This window comes from Microbacterium sp. (assembly GCF_051860965.1).
In the GTDB taxonomy this organism is placed as follows: domain Bacteria; phylum Actinomycetota; class Actinomycetes; order Actinomycetales; family Microbacteriaceae; genus Microbacterium.
The window spans coordinates 88,281-102,175 of record NZ_JBIMKU010000004.1; the positions used below are offsets into that span (position 1 = coordinate 88,281).

Below are 13,895 nucleotides of genomic sequence, written 5' to 3' on the forward strand. Positions count from 1 at the left end.
CGAAGCGGCTCAGCGAGCTCGTACGACTCCTCGCCGTCCATGAACTCCTGGACGATGCGATCCGAGGCGTGGATGCACATGATCCGCGGCGGCCCCGATCCCGTGTTCGTGAACCCGTGCCACACCGGGGGGCCGTCGACTGCCGTGTCGGTGGGGTGCGCGACGATCGTTCTGACGATGGATGCTGCGCCCCCGGGTGTCGCTCGGAGGGATCGGGCCGCACCTGCTTAGGCTGGCTGAGCCATGATCCGGTTCGAGAACGTCACGAAGCGCTACCGCGGCACAGCCCGACCCGCCTTGAACGATGTGGACTTCGAGGTGCTGCGGGGCGAGTTCGTCTTCCTCGTCGGCGCGTCCGGTTCGGGCAAGTCGTCGTGTCTGCGCCTGATCCTGCGTGAGGAGACCCCGAGCGACGGCCGCGTCGTCGTGCTCGGGCGGGACCTGCGCACGCTGTCGAACCGCAAGGTGCCGTACTTCCGGCGCCACGTCGGAGCCGTCTTCCAGGACTTCCGCCTGCTGCCGGGCAAGACGATCTTCCAGAACGTCGCCTTCACGCTCCAGGTCACGGGCTCGTCGCGCGCCTTCATCCAGCAGGCGGTGCCAGAAGTGCTCGCGCTCGTCGGCCTCGAGGGCAAGGAGAAGCGCCTGCCCCACGAGCTGTCGGGCGGCGAGCAGCAGCGCGTCGCGATCGCACGCGCCCTCGTGAACCGCCCCCAGGTGCTGCTGGCCGACGAGCCGACCGGCAACCTCGACCCCGCGACCTCGGTGGACATCATGCAGCTCTTCTCGCGCATCCATGCCGGCGGCACGACCGTCGTGATGGCCACGCACGAGGCCGGATTCGTGGACCAGATGCAGCGTCGCGTCATCGAGCTGAAGGACGGCGAGATGGTCCGCGACGAGCGTCACGGCGGATACGGCGACACCTCGGGCATCCCGAGCCTCGCACCCGAACCCGAGCGCGGGGCAGCCGCCGTCGCGGCGCTCACCGCCGTGCTCGAGCTGCACCGCGAGATCGTCGAGAACGAGACGGGCGAGCAGCCCGCGGCCAGCGAGGTCGCCGCCGCCGTCGCCGAGGAGATCGCCGAGGCGGAGAAGGCCGAGATGCTCGAAGAGGCTGAGACCACGCCCGACCGCGAGCCCGAACCGGAACCCGAACCGGCAGCCGTCGATCGCCCGATCACGAAGGAGCCGGAGCGCCCCCGCACGAACCCCATCCCGGTCGTCGAGGCGATCGAGATGGATGTCTCTGAGCTCGGGCTCGCCGACCGGCTGGGCCTGCACGGTCAACGCGACGAGGACGAAGTGGGGCCGACGACGTGAGGGTCGGTCTCATCCTCGGCGAGGCGCTCTCGGGCCTGCGGCGCAACGCCTCGATGGTCATCTCGGTCGTGCTCGTGACGTTCGTGTCGCTCACGTTCGTCGGTGCGGCGATCCTCATGCAGATGCAGATCGGCACGATGAAGGACTACTGGGTCGACCGCGCCCAGGTGTCGGTCTACATGTGCAGTGCGATCTCGACCGCCGAGACGTGCACCGGGGGAGCGGCCACCGAGGAGCAGATCGCCGAGGTCCAGGCGAAGCTCGACAGTCCCGCGATCGCGACGCTGATCCGCGGCACCAGCTTCGAGACGCAGGACGAGGCGTACCAGAACGCCCTCGACCTCTTCCCGGCGGACTACGCGAGCCTGCTGACGCCCGAGCAGTTCAACAGCTCGTTCTCGGTGAACCTCGTCGACCAGACGCAGTCGGACGTGCTGATCGAGGCGTTCCAAGGACAGGCCGGCGTCGAGCAGGTGAAGGACGAGCTCGAGTATCTCGAGCCGCTCTTCTCGGCGCTGACCGTCGCGACATACATCGCGGTCGGGATCGCGGCGCTCATGCTCATCGCGGCGGTGCTGCTGATCGCGACGACGATCCGGCTCTCGGCCTTCGCCCGACGGCGCGAGATCGGCATCATGCGGCTGGTCGGAGCATCCAATCGCTTCATCCAGACGCCGTTCGTGCTCGAGGGCGTGTTCGCCGCGCTCATCGGGTCGATCCTCGCGAGCGGGGCGATCCTCGCCGGTGTGCACTTCGGCGTGAACGGCTACCTGCGCGGGCGCATCACGTTCGTCTCGACGTGGGTCGGGATGCCGGAGGCCTGGGTTGTCGTGCCGATCATCGTCGTCATCGGCGTGCTGCTCGCGGCGCTGTCGGCCGGCTTCGCGATCCGGCGCTGGCTCCGCGCCTGAGACCCTCTGCGATAGACTGACAGGCTGCCGCGGCCCGCGGCATCCATCATCAAGGAGCCACCATGCCCAGGGAACGCGGTGAACAGGTCGTCGCGACCAACCGTAAAGCCCGGCACGACTACGCCATCGAGAAGACCTACGAGGCGGGGATCGTGCTCACGGGCACCGAGGTGAAGTCGCTGCGTCAGGGGCGTGCCAACCTGACCGACGGCTACGCGTACATCGACGGCGGCGAGGCGTGGCTGGATGCCGTGCACATCCCCGAGTACTCGCAGGGCCACTGGACCAACCACGCGACCAAGCGCACGCGCAAGCTGCTCCTGCACAAGGACGAGATCATCAAGATCTCGCACGCGGTGTCGGCGGGCGGGTACACCCTCGTGCCGCTCAAGCTGTACTTCTCGGACGGCCGTGCGAAGGTCGAGATCGCGGTCGCGAAGGGCAAGCGCGAGTACGAGAAGCGGCAGACGATCCGCGAGCGCGAAGACAAGCGCGAGGCCGAGCGCGCGATGCGCTCGCGCAACCGCCTCGGCGACTGACTACTTCGCGCTGAATCGGGCCTCGACGGCGGCCGACACGACGATGTCCTCGGGCTGGAACTCCATCGCGGGTGCGGCTCCGGCTGAGTCCAAGGATGCCTTGGCCATCGCCATCATGCGCGGCTGCGGCGCCTGCGGCGCGTCTCCGCCGCCGCGCATGAGCAGGCCGACGTCGGCGATCTCGAGCGGTGTGACGGTGCTGAGTCCGATGGCGGTGGCGTAGGCGGTCGCGCGGTCCACCGCGACGCGCACGGCCTGCGACGACACCGCGCCCTCTGTGAGGCGCGCAGAGTCGGGCGACAGGCGCCACACGAGGTTGTCGATCTGCACGCCGTCGCGCTGCGCGACCTCGGTCATCCACCACGACAGCGCGGCGATGTCGGTGAACGTCGCGGTGACCTCGACCGAGGCGTAATGCACGAGTGCGAGCTGCTTGCCCTCGTTGTTCCAGGGGCGGTTGGCCCAGAGCGACACGCGCTGGCTGGACCAGTCGCTCACGCCGCCCGCGAGCTTGCGGGCGGCGAGGTCGTCGCGCAGGGGAGCGGTGAGCGCCGAGATCTTCTCGACGACGGGACCGCGTTCGGGGCCTTCGGCGCGCACCGACAGGTGCACGACGGCTTCTTCGGGGGCCACGCGGGTCTCGTGCTCGCCGCGCACGGTGATGATCACTTCGCTCATGCGATGAGCCTACGTGGCGTGGGCGGCATCGCGAGAGGACGTCCGCCATCTGGGGGACGGCCGTGTTTCCGCCGCACATGGGGAATGTGTCGGTCAGATCAACCGAAACTGGGAGCCCAAAACCGAATGGGCGCTCGCGGTTGAAGATTTTCAACCGCCCGATCTGGCGTTTAGCGGCGACGTGTCCGCCAGAAAGCCGACAGAGCGGTCCCGTAAACGTTGCGTGACAGTCCCGGTGCGTTGGTTGCGGGCCGCCGGGAGACGGCGTGGACTCGTGTCACGAACGGCCCCCGGCGTGGTGGGTTACCCACCCCATCCGGAAGGAGTGCCGTGTTCATCTTCCTGCTGCAGGTCCGCCACATGCTGGGGGGCTACCCCGAGCTGTACCTGTTCGCCGTGTACTCCCTTCTCATCTGGGGGATGTGGCTGCTCAAGGTCCTCGTGAGCATGCGCTACCGGCCGTACACCGAGCCGCACCGCGCCGGCACGAGCGTCATCATCCCCGTCGTCGATGAGCCCCTCGATCTCTTCCGCGATGTGCTGCGCCGCATCATCGACCAGAAGCCCGACGAGATCATCGTCGTGATTAACGGGGCGCGCAATCTCGATCTGGAGGAGGTCTGCGCCGAGTTCGCCCCCGCCGTCCGCTGGGTGCACACGCCGATCGCCGGCAAGCGCAACGCGGTCAAGGTCGGCGTCGAACTGTCGAAGTACGAGATCTCGGTGCTCGTCGATTCGGACACGATCTGGATGCCCGACGCGCTCGACGAGCTCGTGAAGCCGTTCAAGGACGAGCGCGTGGGCGGCGTGACGACCCGCCAGCGCATCCTCGAGCCCGAGCGCAGCTGGATCACCCGGTGGGCGGACTGGCTCGAGAACACGCGGTCGCTGTACTCGATGCCGGCGCAGAGCGTCGTCGGCCAGGTGGGCTGCCTGCCCGGACGCACGATCGCGTTCCGTCGCAGCATCCTCGTCAACGTCATGGACAAGTTCATGACGCAGAAGTTCATGGGCGTCTTCCTGGAGATCTCGGACGACCGGACGCTCACGAACCTGACCCTGCAGGAGGGCTACCGCACCGTCTATCAGCACACGAGCCTCGTCTACACCGACGCTCCGCTGCAGCTCAAGAAGCTCTACAAGCAGCAGCTGCGGTGGGCGCGGGGCAGCCAGTACAACACGCTGCGGATGATGCCGTGGATGCTGGGCCACGCTCCGATGCTCGCGCTGTTCATGGCGATGGACATCATCCTCCCGTTCCTCCTCGCGGGAGTCCTGCTCGGCTGGGTCTATCGCGCCACCGTGGGCGCAGGCGAGAACTTCTACGCCGCGATCCTGCAGGAGTTCGGCGTCGGATCCGGCGTCATCTGGGTCATCGCGCTCATCGTGGTCTCGTCGGTGCTGAGCATGGCGATCCGGCAGCTCCGGCACCTGTCCGAGAAGCCCAGCGACTTCCTGCGTCTGCCCGTGTTCATCATCACCTCGACGATGTTCCTCATGCCGATCCGGCTCATCGGGTTCTTCCGTATGGGTCACGCGAGCGGCTGGGGCACCCGTGCCGGGGCGTACGCCGGCGGCGACGCGCCCACGTCGGACGAGCAGGTCGTGCCCGACCCCGTCAGCGAGCGGATGCACCGCGAGCTCGAAGATGCGGATCGCCGGGAGCCGGTCGACGAGCTCTTCGGCGAGATCGTCCCCGAGCGGGATGCCGCGCCCGGCCGCGCGGCCGTGTCGACGCAGACGCGTGTCGAGCGCCGCCTCGCGACCGCGACGGAGACGCAGACGGTCGTCGCCGCGGAATCGCACCCGACCGCACCCGCCCGCCCGCAGCGTCGTCGCCTGAACCCGAAAGCCGCGTGGCCCTACGTCATCGGCGCCGCGATCATCGCCCTGGAGGTCTGGATCATTGTCTGACATCAACCCGCGCAACTGGTGGGCCTCGAGCGGCCGCGCTTCGAAGCTGACCGCTCTCGGCGGACTCGTGCTGACGGTCGCGCTCGTCGCGACGAGCGCCGTCGTGTGGGCGTCGCCGGGCGGCTTCACCCCCGGTCCGAGCGCCGAGGATCAGCTCGCGGCCGCGCTGGCCGAGAACGCCGCGCTGCAGGATCAGCTCGATGCGGCCGAGAAGTCCAGCGCGACGGCCACGCCGAAGCCCACACCCAGGCCGACGGCGACCCCGACACCGACTCCCACCCCGACTGCGGCGCCCGAGCCCGAGCAGCCCGTCCGAACGGTGACGGTCTATCGCACGTCGCCCGAGGGCGGCGGCGAGCAGGCGGTCGATCCCGCGCCCGCGCCGTCGAGCCCGTCGACGTCGCCTGCCGTGACGGCGCCGCCGGTGGCATCCCTCATCGCGCCGACGCAGCGGTACTTCGGGATGTACACGGCGCAGGCGCCCTTCAACTTCGCGACGTTCGACGACGCGGCGGTGAAGGTCGGCACGCGCCAGTCGCTCGTCGGCTACTTCGGGGGCTGGGATCAGACCTTCCGCGGCGATGCCGTCGTGCGCTCGTGGGAGCGCGGTCTGCTGCCGATGCTCACGTGGGAGTCGCGTCCGATCGCGGCCGCGAACGACGTGCCGGAGGACCCGGAGTACGCGCTTCCCCGCATCCTGTCGGGGGCGTTCGACGACTATCTGCGGCAGTACGCACGCGATGTCGTCAAGACGGGCCTGCCGCTCGGCATCCGTCTCAATCACGAGATGAACGGCACGTGGTACCCGTGGAACGAGCAGAAGACGAACGGCTCGTCCAACAACGGAAACAATCCCGGGGACTACGTCGCCGTGTGGCGGCACGTGCACGACATCTTCGAGGCCGAGGGGGCGAACGCCTTCGTGATCTGGACGTGGGCGCCCAACATCGTCAACAATCTGCCCGCCCGGCACCAGGATCCGGCGTACCTGCAGTCGCTGTACCCGGGTGACGAGTACGTCGACGTGGTCGGCATCTCGGGGTACCTCCGGCAGCCGTTCGTCACGGCGAACGACTTCACCTTCGACTACACGTTCGGCGCGACGCTCGCCCAGCTGCGGGCGCTCACCGACAAGCCGATCCTGCTCGCCGAGGTCGGGGCGACCGAGAACGGCGGCAAGAAGGTCGAGTGGCTGAACAGCCTGTTCGGTGCGCTCGCCCAGCCCGAGAACGCCGACATCATCGGTCTCGCGTGGTTCAACATCGCCGTCACGACCGTCAGCCAGGGCCAACTCGTCACCAACGACTGGCGCATCGACTCCCGGGCCGCGTCGCTCGCGGCCTTCCGCACCGGCATCGCCTCGCCCGGGGCGAACTTCCGCCTCATCGCCTACTGACCGTTCCGCACTGCCTCGTCCTGCCGTTCTGCTGAGAAAAGGAGATCCACATGTCCCCGCACCTCCGCCCCGCACCCGTACCGTTCGACGACGAGACGCCGCTGCGCGTCAGCGTCATCGGCACCGGCTACCTCGGCGCCACGCACGCCGCGGCCGTCGCCGAGATGGGCTTCACCGTCATCGGCGTCGACCACGACCCTGCCAAGATCGCCGCGCTCGAGGAGGGCGAGGTGCCCTTCTACGAGCCCGGGCTGCCCGAGCTCATCCGCAAGAACATCGCGGCCGGCCGTCTGTCGTTCACGACCGACCTCGGCGCGGCGGTCGCGGCATCCGACATCCACTTCATCTGCGTGGGCACGCCGCAGCAGGCGTCGAGTCACGCGGCGGACCTCTCGTTCGTCGAGGGCGCGACTCGTGCCGTCGCCGCCGCGCTCACGCACGACGGGCTGATCGTCGGCAAGTCGACGGTGCCGGTGGGCACCGCACAGCGCCTGCGCGACATGGTGGACGAGTTGGTTCCCACCTCGATCCACGTGGAGCTCGACTGGAATCCGGAGTTCCTGCGCGAGGGCTACGCCGTCGAGGACACCCTTCGGCCCGACCGCATCGTCGTCGGGGGAGCCTCGCCGTGGGCCGAGGGGCTGCTGCGCCGCCTCTACGGGCCGGCGATCGCGGCGGGAGCGCCAGTCGTCACGTGCGACCTGCCGACCGCCGAGCTCGTCAAGGTGAGCGCCAATGCGTTCCTCGCGACGAAGATCTCGTTCATCAACGCGATCGCCGAAGTGTGCGAGAAGGCGGGGGCGGATGTCTCGACCCTCGCCGATGCGATCGGCTACGACGCGCGGATCGGCCGACGCTTCTTGAACGCAGGGCTGGGGTTCGGTGGGGGATGCCTGCCCAAGGACATCCGCGCGCTCACTCATCGCGCCGGCGAGCTGGGCGCGCTGCAGGCCGTGGGGCTCATGCAGCAGGTGGACGAGATCAACATGGCCCAGCGTCAGCGCGTCGTCGAGCTCGCGATGTCGACGTGCCCGGTGAACATCCTGAACGCCCGCGTCGCGGTGCTCGGCGTCGCGTTCAAGCCCGACACCGACGACGTGCGCGACTCGCCCGCGCTCAATGTCGCGGCGGCGCTGCACCTGCGGGGTGCGCTCGTGTCGGTCTACGATCCCGAGGCGAATGCGACGGCGAAGCGGTCGTTCCCGACGCTGACGTACGCCGCCTCGATGGAGGCCGCGGTGACGGGCGCCGACCTCGTGCTCGTGCTGACCGAGTGGCCCGAGATCGCGACCGCCGATCCCGGAGCTCTCGGGCGGCTGGTCGCGCACCGCGCGATCGTGGACGCCCGGCGCTGCCTGCCCGTGCAGAAGTGGATGGATGCCGGCTGGCACATCGCGACGCTCGGCAGCGCCGAGACCGAGGCGCCCCGCGCGCGCCGGGTCGTCGTCGCCGCCTAGGCTCCGATCGTCGTGCCGCTGCGCGGGAGGGAGCGGCACGACGATCGGGTTAGGTGTATCCTGAAAAGCTCTGGTGCTCCGGCATCCAGCAGTTGGAAACTCCACAGTGTGACAGCGGCCACCTCGCAAGAGGACCACGGGGATGATCGGTTTCGACATCGCCTGCGTACCCACGAGAAGCGGGCCGAGGATGCAGGGTTATCTCGTAAACGACCTCTGCAAAACCATAATTGCCGATGCAAATCGCAATGAGTTCGCCCTCGCTGCCTAAGCGAGCCTGAACTCCGTGAGACCGTAGGCGTCCCCGCTACGGATCCTCGCGTCATCTAGGGGACTTGCTGTGTGACGGCGTCTGGACGTCACACGGGACTCTTCCCAGGCTGGGCTCGTCGACTTAGGTGTCTGTGACAAAGGTCGGAGCCGAGCAGAACGTCTTCACAGACTGCGCCCGGAGAATGCGTGGACATTCAGCGATGGACGGGGGTTCGATTCCCCCCATCTCCACCAACCGCTGTCATGAAAGAGGGCCAGAAATCCGCGGAATCACGCGGATTTTTGGCCCTCTTCGTTTGCTCTGGCTTGGTGTCGATTCGCGATTTGCCCACACTTTGCCCACACATTTCGGGCTTGCCCACAGTCATATCTGAACGATCCGGCTGACGTCGGCGGCGAGAGCCCCCTGGTTGAGGCGCGCGGCGACATCGGCCAGGTCGTCCTCGAACAGGTCGGCATAGGTGTCGAGAGTCATCGCCGCGGACTTATGACCGAGCATGCGCTGCACGGCCTTCACGTTCGCGCCCGATGAGATGGCGAGGCTGGCGGCCGTGTGCCGAAGGTCGTGCGGCGTGAGTCGCTCGACGCCGGACCGCTCGAGCGCGGCGGCGAACCAGGAGGTCGCGCCGACGCTCGTCTTCGCCCGACGCAGATGGGAACCCTCAGCGTCGGTGAACACGAGGTCGTCCGGCCCCTTGCCGCTGCACATCTCTTTGAGCGGCTCTTCGAGGAAATCCGGGAAGGGAACGATCCGCCGCTCCCAGTTCTTCGGCGCTCCGACGACGATCCGACCTTCGACCTCGACGGCAGCACGATTGACCTGGATGCGCTGACGATCGAAGTTAAGGTCACGAACGTGCATGCCGATCGCCTCGCTCCATCGGAGTCCGCAGTAGCTGAGGACGAGGATCAGGGTTCGGTACGTCGATGTGCTCGCGGCTTCGGCAAGGCGGACGACCTCGGCATGTGTGAGGTATCGCCGCGGCTTCTCGGAGCGTTTCGTCGGCAAGTTCTGCGCGCCGCGGGCGACGTTGCGGGGGATACGTCCGTCGCGGACTGCGGTGTCGAGGATGCCGGCGAGCACGCCGAGCGCGCGATAGACGACCGTCGCCGATCTCGGCTTGCCCGTGACCCCGCTGCTCTTCGTGCGGTTCGTCGCCGCGGTGCCCTCGGAGAGCTCGCGGATCCACTGTTCCACTTGGGATGCCCGGATGTCGCCGATGCGGGTGTCTTCCCACCGCGGGCGAACGTAGACGCGCCATGACGTCTCGAGCGAGCTGTATGAGGACGCCTTGAGCGAGTGTCGTTTGTTGCGCATCCACTCGGTGCCGAGGTCGCCGACCGTGGCTCTTGCCGCTGACGGGTCGGTGTAGGAACCGTCGGTGCGAGCGACCTCCGTGCGAGCGAGGAAGATCTCGGCGTCGCGCTTCGTCCGGAACCCGCGCTTCTCGACCTGCCGACGAGTGCCGTCGTCGCGCCAGCGAACGCGATAGCGGCGGCCGGCCGCCGCCTGATAGCTCGCGATGCTTCCCATGCTGACCTCGCAGTCAGAGTAGCTCAGGCCGCCGACGGCGGCGCGTCCTGTTGCCGATCCGCATCACGTCTCGCACACGATGCGAGAGTAATGCGCCCGGAGCGTACGTTGATTCGCGCGGGTGGTCCACTCGCTCGCTATGGTGACCACGTGGCAGAGAGCAGTGAGCTCCAGCAGCTCATGGACGAGCACTTCGCGGCGCCCTGGCCCGATTCGGTCGAGCGCGGCGCGGAGTATCGAGGTGTCGATGCAGTAATGGTCGATGCGAACATCTTCGGTTGGGCGACGCGCGCGGGGTCGCTCACCCGTGAAGAGATCCTTGAACTGTCTCAGTCGTGCAACCATCTCGACGCGGCGATACCTTGGATCCCCCTCCGGGCCCAGCCGTCCTTCGAGCGACTCGTCCAGATCGCACGCCTCACGGCTGCGAATTCCCGAGGCGTCGCTGAACCGGACGTCGCAGGTTGGATCCGTGCACGAGCGGCGCCCGAAAGGCGGACGGCGAGCGCTCGACAGCAACGTGCCGCCATATGGGCGAACGCCAACGTTCGCGCAAACAACCGTGACGCCGCCGCCGATAGAGTTCCGGCGTGGAACTTCCTGCGCTCATCGTCAACGTCGGCCTGTTTGTGGTGAGTGCTGGAGCAGCCGCGATCGCTTGGTGGCAGGCCATCGTGGCGAGCAAAGCTCAAGCCGGCGCGGTCGCTGCCGAAGCGTCCACGCTGCGGGCTCGCAGAGATGCGAGCGACGCGCTTGCAAAGGCGAACGAGATATCCGCGGTCAGTTTGAGGGCACCGTACGCGGCCGCGCTCAGCGAGTACGGATCGGATCTGCTTCAGGGGAAGCTTGTTCCCAGCACCGCGCGCCACCCCCTCGTGGTGATGGCGAACCACACGAAGAAGCTCACCGCCACGGGGCTCGCCTCTGGAGAGGACACGACGGTCCTTGCTAGTTGGGTGGGCGCATACATCACACAGCTGGAAGTCGATCCCGGCGACTGGGCCGCAGCAGTAAAGGACGCGGGGATCCTCGACCAGCGCCTCCGACGATGGGTCCGAAGCCCCGAGTCCGCTCTAGCAGAGATACGTAGCGACCCGCGCGCGAACATGCGCGGCTTCGCCGGGTTCGAGGACGTCTAACTTTCGCCTGCGAACGCCGGCTCCGCCGATAGGCTGCGGGCATGACGGACGATGTTGCCGAACGCGCTTTCACGTACGAGGACCTCGTCGAGGCGCTGGCGGCCGGATACCAGGGAGTGACAATCGAGAGGATTATCCGCGATCTCGGTGGCGGCGCCGGCGACTACACGGTGTATTGGCCGAAGGATTCGATTCGGGTCATCGACGGATCGAGCTACGAAGTCGCGCGTGCGGTTTACTGTCTGCTGCGGGATGAGCGGACGCGATGGATGGGCGCGCCAACAAGCTCGATCCCAGCCGTCATAGCGCGCATCCGTCGAGACCTCGCGCCGGGTGGCGGATTCGCGGGGCTCACCCAAGCGCAGAACTCCCGCGTCTATGTGACAGACCGGCACCTGCCCGCTGATATCAGCACGCTCCCGGACGATCCGTACACGATCCACTTCAACCGGACCGGACATCGCTCGGAGTTCGATTTCTCGAGCCTCCCCGAGTACTGACCTCCTTCTGCAACCTCGACTTGACGCACGTGTGACTCCGGTCTTCGCACTCCATATTGCTGATCGAGCGCCATCGCCTCAAACAGCGAGAGGTGCTTGTCGAGCACCTCGTTGGCGGCAGGAGCCTCAGAGATTCTGAACGGCATTCAGTCAGAGTGGCCCCCTCGGCAGGGGGCGGTCGGTGGGCTAATCACATCTGGGGAGAGACGGTGGGCCGTACCGCGGCCACCTGGCCATCTCAAGCGTGGCGGCGAACTGAGCGAAGCTCTCAACCCTCGTGAAAAAAAGGTCGGGGCGCCCGAAACGCAAGAGCTCGCGAGAGTCGCTACGCGGCGTGAACAGGAGCTCAGGGACCAGAATGAAGCCCTCGATCTCATAGCCGGACAGGTCGTAGTTATCCCCAATCGGCGTCGCGCGAAGGGTTGCGATCTTGCTCCGCCAGTCGTCGAGCGCTGCCTCAAGGCGTGAGCGTGCGTTGCGAGCGGCGGCGTACTCACCAGCCATGTAGTCCAAACGGACAACGAAGTTCTTGCACGAGACCAAGAAGGCTTTTCCGCCCGCGACCAGGATCGCGTCGGTATCGGTGATCGACTGCCCGTTCAGTCGCAGGGTGCGACCTCGCAAGTCTCTCAGCTCGGGTGGCGGCGCATAAACGCTGGCGTCGATGAGCGTCTGGGTTGCGAGTTCGAACTTGGTGGCGGTGAGGTTCGCGATCGCACCACCCCTCTGCGGAGAGAGCTGTAGCGCATCGATGAGGTGCCAGACATACGCCCATGCATCGATGACGATCTCGCCGTGACACTCTCTCAAAATCGGCCCCGGAAGACTCCGCCGACCGTGCTCGTAAAGATCCCGGACGTTGCTGATGATGTCCGCGCTAGTCAGTGCTGCCTGCCCGTTTGCCGCGAGCCACTGTGCGATGTCTGGCTTCCTCAACGTCTCATCGAGGTCGTCCAGCAGCGCCGACGTCGTACGGTGCAGGGTGCCGAAGTGGGGGAGTGATAGCCCTGCCTCTGAATCGTGGTCGATGACGTGGTGCAACAACGCGTTTCCGAAGATAATCAGGGACGCGGAGACACTCGGCGCATCGAGGTTCTCCAGCACCCCGTGCTCGCCCAGCACACTGCGCGTGGGAGTGTTGGTGGTGAACGCTCGGACAGTGAACTGTACGGGTTCTCTTGCCAGAGTCGCGCCCCTGAAAGGACCCGACCACGTCTCGTCCGGAGCGATGCCGTCCTTCAAGCGATACGCCACGAGCATCGGAGGATCGCCGCTGAAAGTGTCCCCAGTGACCGTCTCCAACCGCGGCATTTCATCGGCGGACCTCCAGCTATTGCGGAGATCGAACTCGCGGAGCGCCTCCCGCAGAGAGTCGCTCTCCACGGGACGCGGTTTGCGATTACGCCGCACCAGGTACTTAACACCCTTATTCGCGCTTCGGATCGCGCTCTCGAGGCTGTTCGTCATGAGGGCGAGTGCCATTAGGCGTGCGAGCCTCATCGACACATCAGTTGAAACAGCAGTCGCCCTGAAATCAACCAACTCGCCGTCAGCGTTGCCGGCGAGGTTCTCGGCGACCCGCTCCGTTTCGTCGCTCTGGTACTGCGGCGAACCCGACGAGGCAAGTGCCAAAGCGAGTGGGTTCAACCGCCGGATCAGATACAGCCAGCTTGTGGCGTCATAGGTGGTCGTGACGTCAGCCGCGGCGGAAACCATCGCGTCTCTCAGCGTTACCAAGTAAATGAAAGCTGCTTCCCCTTCGACAACGGTCTGATGTTGGTCGCGAGGGGTAGCGGCAAGCAGAATCTCCGTCGCCCAGCGCGATGCGGCCGGGAAGCAACGCACGAACGCCCAGTCGAAATCGGTGAACCCCGCCTCCGCACTCCAGGGTTGATCGATGGGAGGCGGCTCGCCGTCGTGCGGGCCGAACGGTGCATCGAGCCGGCCAAACGGTAGGGGACTCGGAGCGGCAGGACGGCGAAACGCGTCTCCAGTCGGCATGGGCTCATACTGCCTCCAATCGACGGATCCCGTCACTGATCGCAGCGGAGTACGAGGAGCGAGCGCGGTCGGCGATCTCCGTCCGCTCGCGGAACGCACTCCCGGAGGTTACGAGCTTTCGAAAAGCTGATCGCTTGCCCGGCAGGGAGGCGTCGTGCGGGGTGCGATCGGAGGGATTTGCGCGGGCAATTCGGAGAATGGTGGGGCCGGCCGAAGTTGGATCGAGTCCG

12 protein-coding genes and 1 other RNA gene are annotated in these 13,895 nt (G+C 66.8%); 10 read left to right on the forward strand and 3 right to left on the reverse strand.

Features of this window, described 5'->3' with window-relative positions; all coding sequences use genetic code 11:
* The first annotated feature begins 243 nt into the window (after positions 1–243).
* The 3 genes from ftsE (at position 244) to smpB (ending at position 2,773) form a co-directional block, all read left to right on the forward strand.
* Positions 244–1,323 carry a cell division ATP-binding protein FtsE gene (gene ftsE / locus ACTIFV_RS08745; RefSeq protein ID WP_439592402.1) on the forward strand — a complete coding sequence of 360 codons (1,080 nt, stop codon included), beginning with the start codon at positions 244–246 and terminating at the stop codon, positions 1,321–1,323.
* Complete coding sequence (gene ftsX, locus ACTIFV_RS08750) at positions 1,320–2,234, forward strand: permease-like cell division protein FtsX (protein WP_439592403.1); 915 nt, start codon at positions 1,320–1,322, stop codon at positions 2,232–2,234. Before ftsE ends, ftsX begins: the two co-directional genes overlap by 4 nt.
* Positions 2,235–2,296: 62 nt before the next feature.
* Positions 2,297–2,773, forward strand: a complete 477-nt coding sequence (gene smpB / locus ACTIFV_RS08755) for an SsrA-binding protein SmpB (RefSeq protein ID WP_439592404.1) — start codon at positions 2,297–2,299, stop codon at positions 2,771–2,773.
* On the opposite strand, the gene ACTIFV_RS08760 is transcribed toward smpB, so the two are convergent.
* Complete coding sequence (locus tag ACTIFV_RS08760) at positions 2,774–3,451, reverse strand: SIMPL domain-containing protein (RefSeq protein ID WP_439592405.1); 678 nt, start codon at positions 3,449–3,451, stop codon at positions 2,774–2,776.
* A 330-nt stretch (positions 3,452–3,781) separates the two neighbouring features.
* Here ACTIFV_RS08760 and ACTIFV_RS08765 point away from each other — a divergent pair, with 330 nt between their 5' ends.
* The 4 genes from ACTIFV_RS08765 to ssrA all read left to right on the forward strand — a co-directional run bounded on the left by ACTIFV_RS08765 (position 3,782) and on the right by ssrA (position 8,725).
* Positions 3,782–5,365: a glycosyltransferase family 2 protein gene (locus ACTIFV_RS08765; RefSeq protein WP_439592406.1), complete on the forward strand. Its 1,584-nt coding sequence runs from the start codon at positions 3,782–3,784 to the stop codon at positions 5,363–5,365.
* Positions 5,358–6,761: a glycoside hydrolase family 26 protein gene (locus ACTIFV_RS08770; protein ID WP_439592407.1), complete on the forward strand. Its 1,404-nt coding sequence runs from the start codon at positions 5,358–5,360 to the stop codon at positions 6,759–6,761. Before ACTIFV_RS08765 ends, ACTIFV_RS08770 begins: the two co-directional genes overlap by 8 nt.
* A gap of 50 nt (positions 6,762–6,811) precedes the next feature.
* A complete protein-coding gene (locus ACTIFV_RS08775) occupies positions 6,812–8,218 on the forward strand; it encodes a UDP-glucose dehydrogenase family protein (RefSeq protein WP_439592408.1) in 1,407 nt (468 codons plus the stop codon).
* Between the two features lie 138 nt (positions 8,219–8,356).
* Positions 8,357–8,725: a transfer-messenger RNA gene (gene ssrA, locus ACTIFV_RS08780) on the forward strand.
* 130 nt (positions 8,726–8,855) lie between these two features.
* On the opposite strand, the gene ACTIFV_RS08785 is transcribed toward ssrA, so the two are convergent.
* On the reverse strand, positions 8,856–10,025 hold the full coding sequence (locus tag ACTIFV_RS08785; protein WP_439592409.1) for a tyrosine-type recombinase/integrase: 1,170 nt from the start codon (positions 10,023–10,025) through the stop codon (positions 8,856–8,858).
* A 150-nt stretch (positions 10,026–10,175) separates the two neighbouring features.
* Here ACTIFV_RS08785 and ACTIFV_RS08790 point away from each other — a divergent pair, with 150 nt between their 5' ends.
* Genes ACTIFV_RS08790 through ACTIFV_RS08800 form a run of 3 tightly spaced genes read left to right on the forward strand, consistent with a single transcriptional unit; the run spans position 10,176 to position 11,664 of the window.
* Positions 10,176–10,661, forward strand: a complete 486-nt coding sequence (locus tag ACTIFV_RS08790) for a hypothetical protein (protein WP_439592410.1) — start codon at positions 10,176–10,178, stop codon at positions 10,659–10,661.
* On the forward strand, positions 10,616–11,164 hold the full coding sequence (locus ACTIFV_RS08795; RefSeq protein WP_439592411.1) for a hypothetical protein: 549 nt from the start codon (positions 10,616–10,618) through the stop codon (positions 11,162–11,164). Before ACTIFV_RS08790 ends, ACTIFV_RS08795 begins: the two co-directional genes overlap by 46 nt.
* A gap of 41 nt (positions 11,165–11,205) precedes the next feature.
* The gene (locus ACTIFV_RS08800; RefSeq protein WP_439592412.1) at positions 11,206–11,664 is read left to right on the forward strand and encodes a hypothetical protein; all 459 of its coding nucleotides are present in this window, start codon (positions 11,206–11,208) and stop codon (positions 11,662–11,664) included.
* Positions 11,665–11,850: 186 nt separating this feature from the next.
* On the opposite strand, the gene ACTIFV_RS08805 is transcribed toward ACTIFV_RS08800, so the two are convergent.
* On the reverse strand, positions 11,851–13,665 hold the full coding sequence (locus ACTIFV_RS08805; protein ID WP_439592413.1) for a hypothetical protein: 1,815 nt from the start codon (positions 13,663–13,665) through the stop codon (positions 11,851–11,853).
* Positions 13,666–13,895 lie beyond the last annotated feature (230 nt).

What these genes read in the sequence shown, in the direction of transcription:
- ftsE (WP_439592402.1), top strand. Translation starts at nt 244, where the DNA reads ATGATCCGGTTCGAGAACGTCACGAAGCGCTACCGCGGCACAGCCCGA.
- smpB (WP_439592404.1), top strand. Translation starts at nt 2,297, where the DNA reads ATGCCCAGGGAACGCGGTGAACAGGTCGTCGCGACCAACCGTAAAGCC.
- ACTIFV_RS08760 (WP_439592405.1), bottom strand. Translation starts at nt 3,451, where the DNA reads ATGAGCGAAGTGATCATCACCGTGCGCGGCGAGCACGAGACCCGCGTG.
- ACTIFV_RS08775 (WP_439592408.1), top strand. Translation starts at nt 6,812, where the DNA reads ATGTCCCCGCACCTCCGCCCCGCACCCGTACCGTTCGACGACGAGACG.
- ACTIFV_RS08785 (WP_439592409.1), bottom strand. Translation starts at nt 10,025, where the DNA reads ATGGGAAGCATCGCGAGCTATCAGGCGGCGGCCGGCCGCCGCTATCGC.
- ACTIFV_RS08800 (WP_439592412.1), top strand. Translation starts at nt 11,206, where the DNA reads ATGACGGACGATGTTGCCGAACGCGCTTTCACGTACGAGGACCTCGTC.
- ACTIFV_RS08805 (WP_439592413.1), bottom strand. Translation starts at nt 13,665, where the DNA reads ATGCCGACTGGAGACGCGTTTCGCCGTCCTGCCGCTCCGAGTCCCCTA.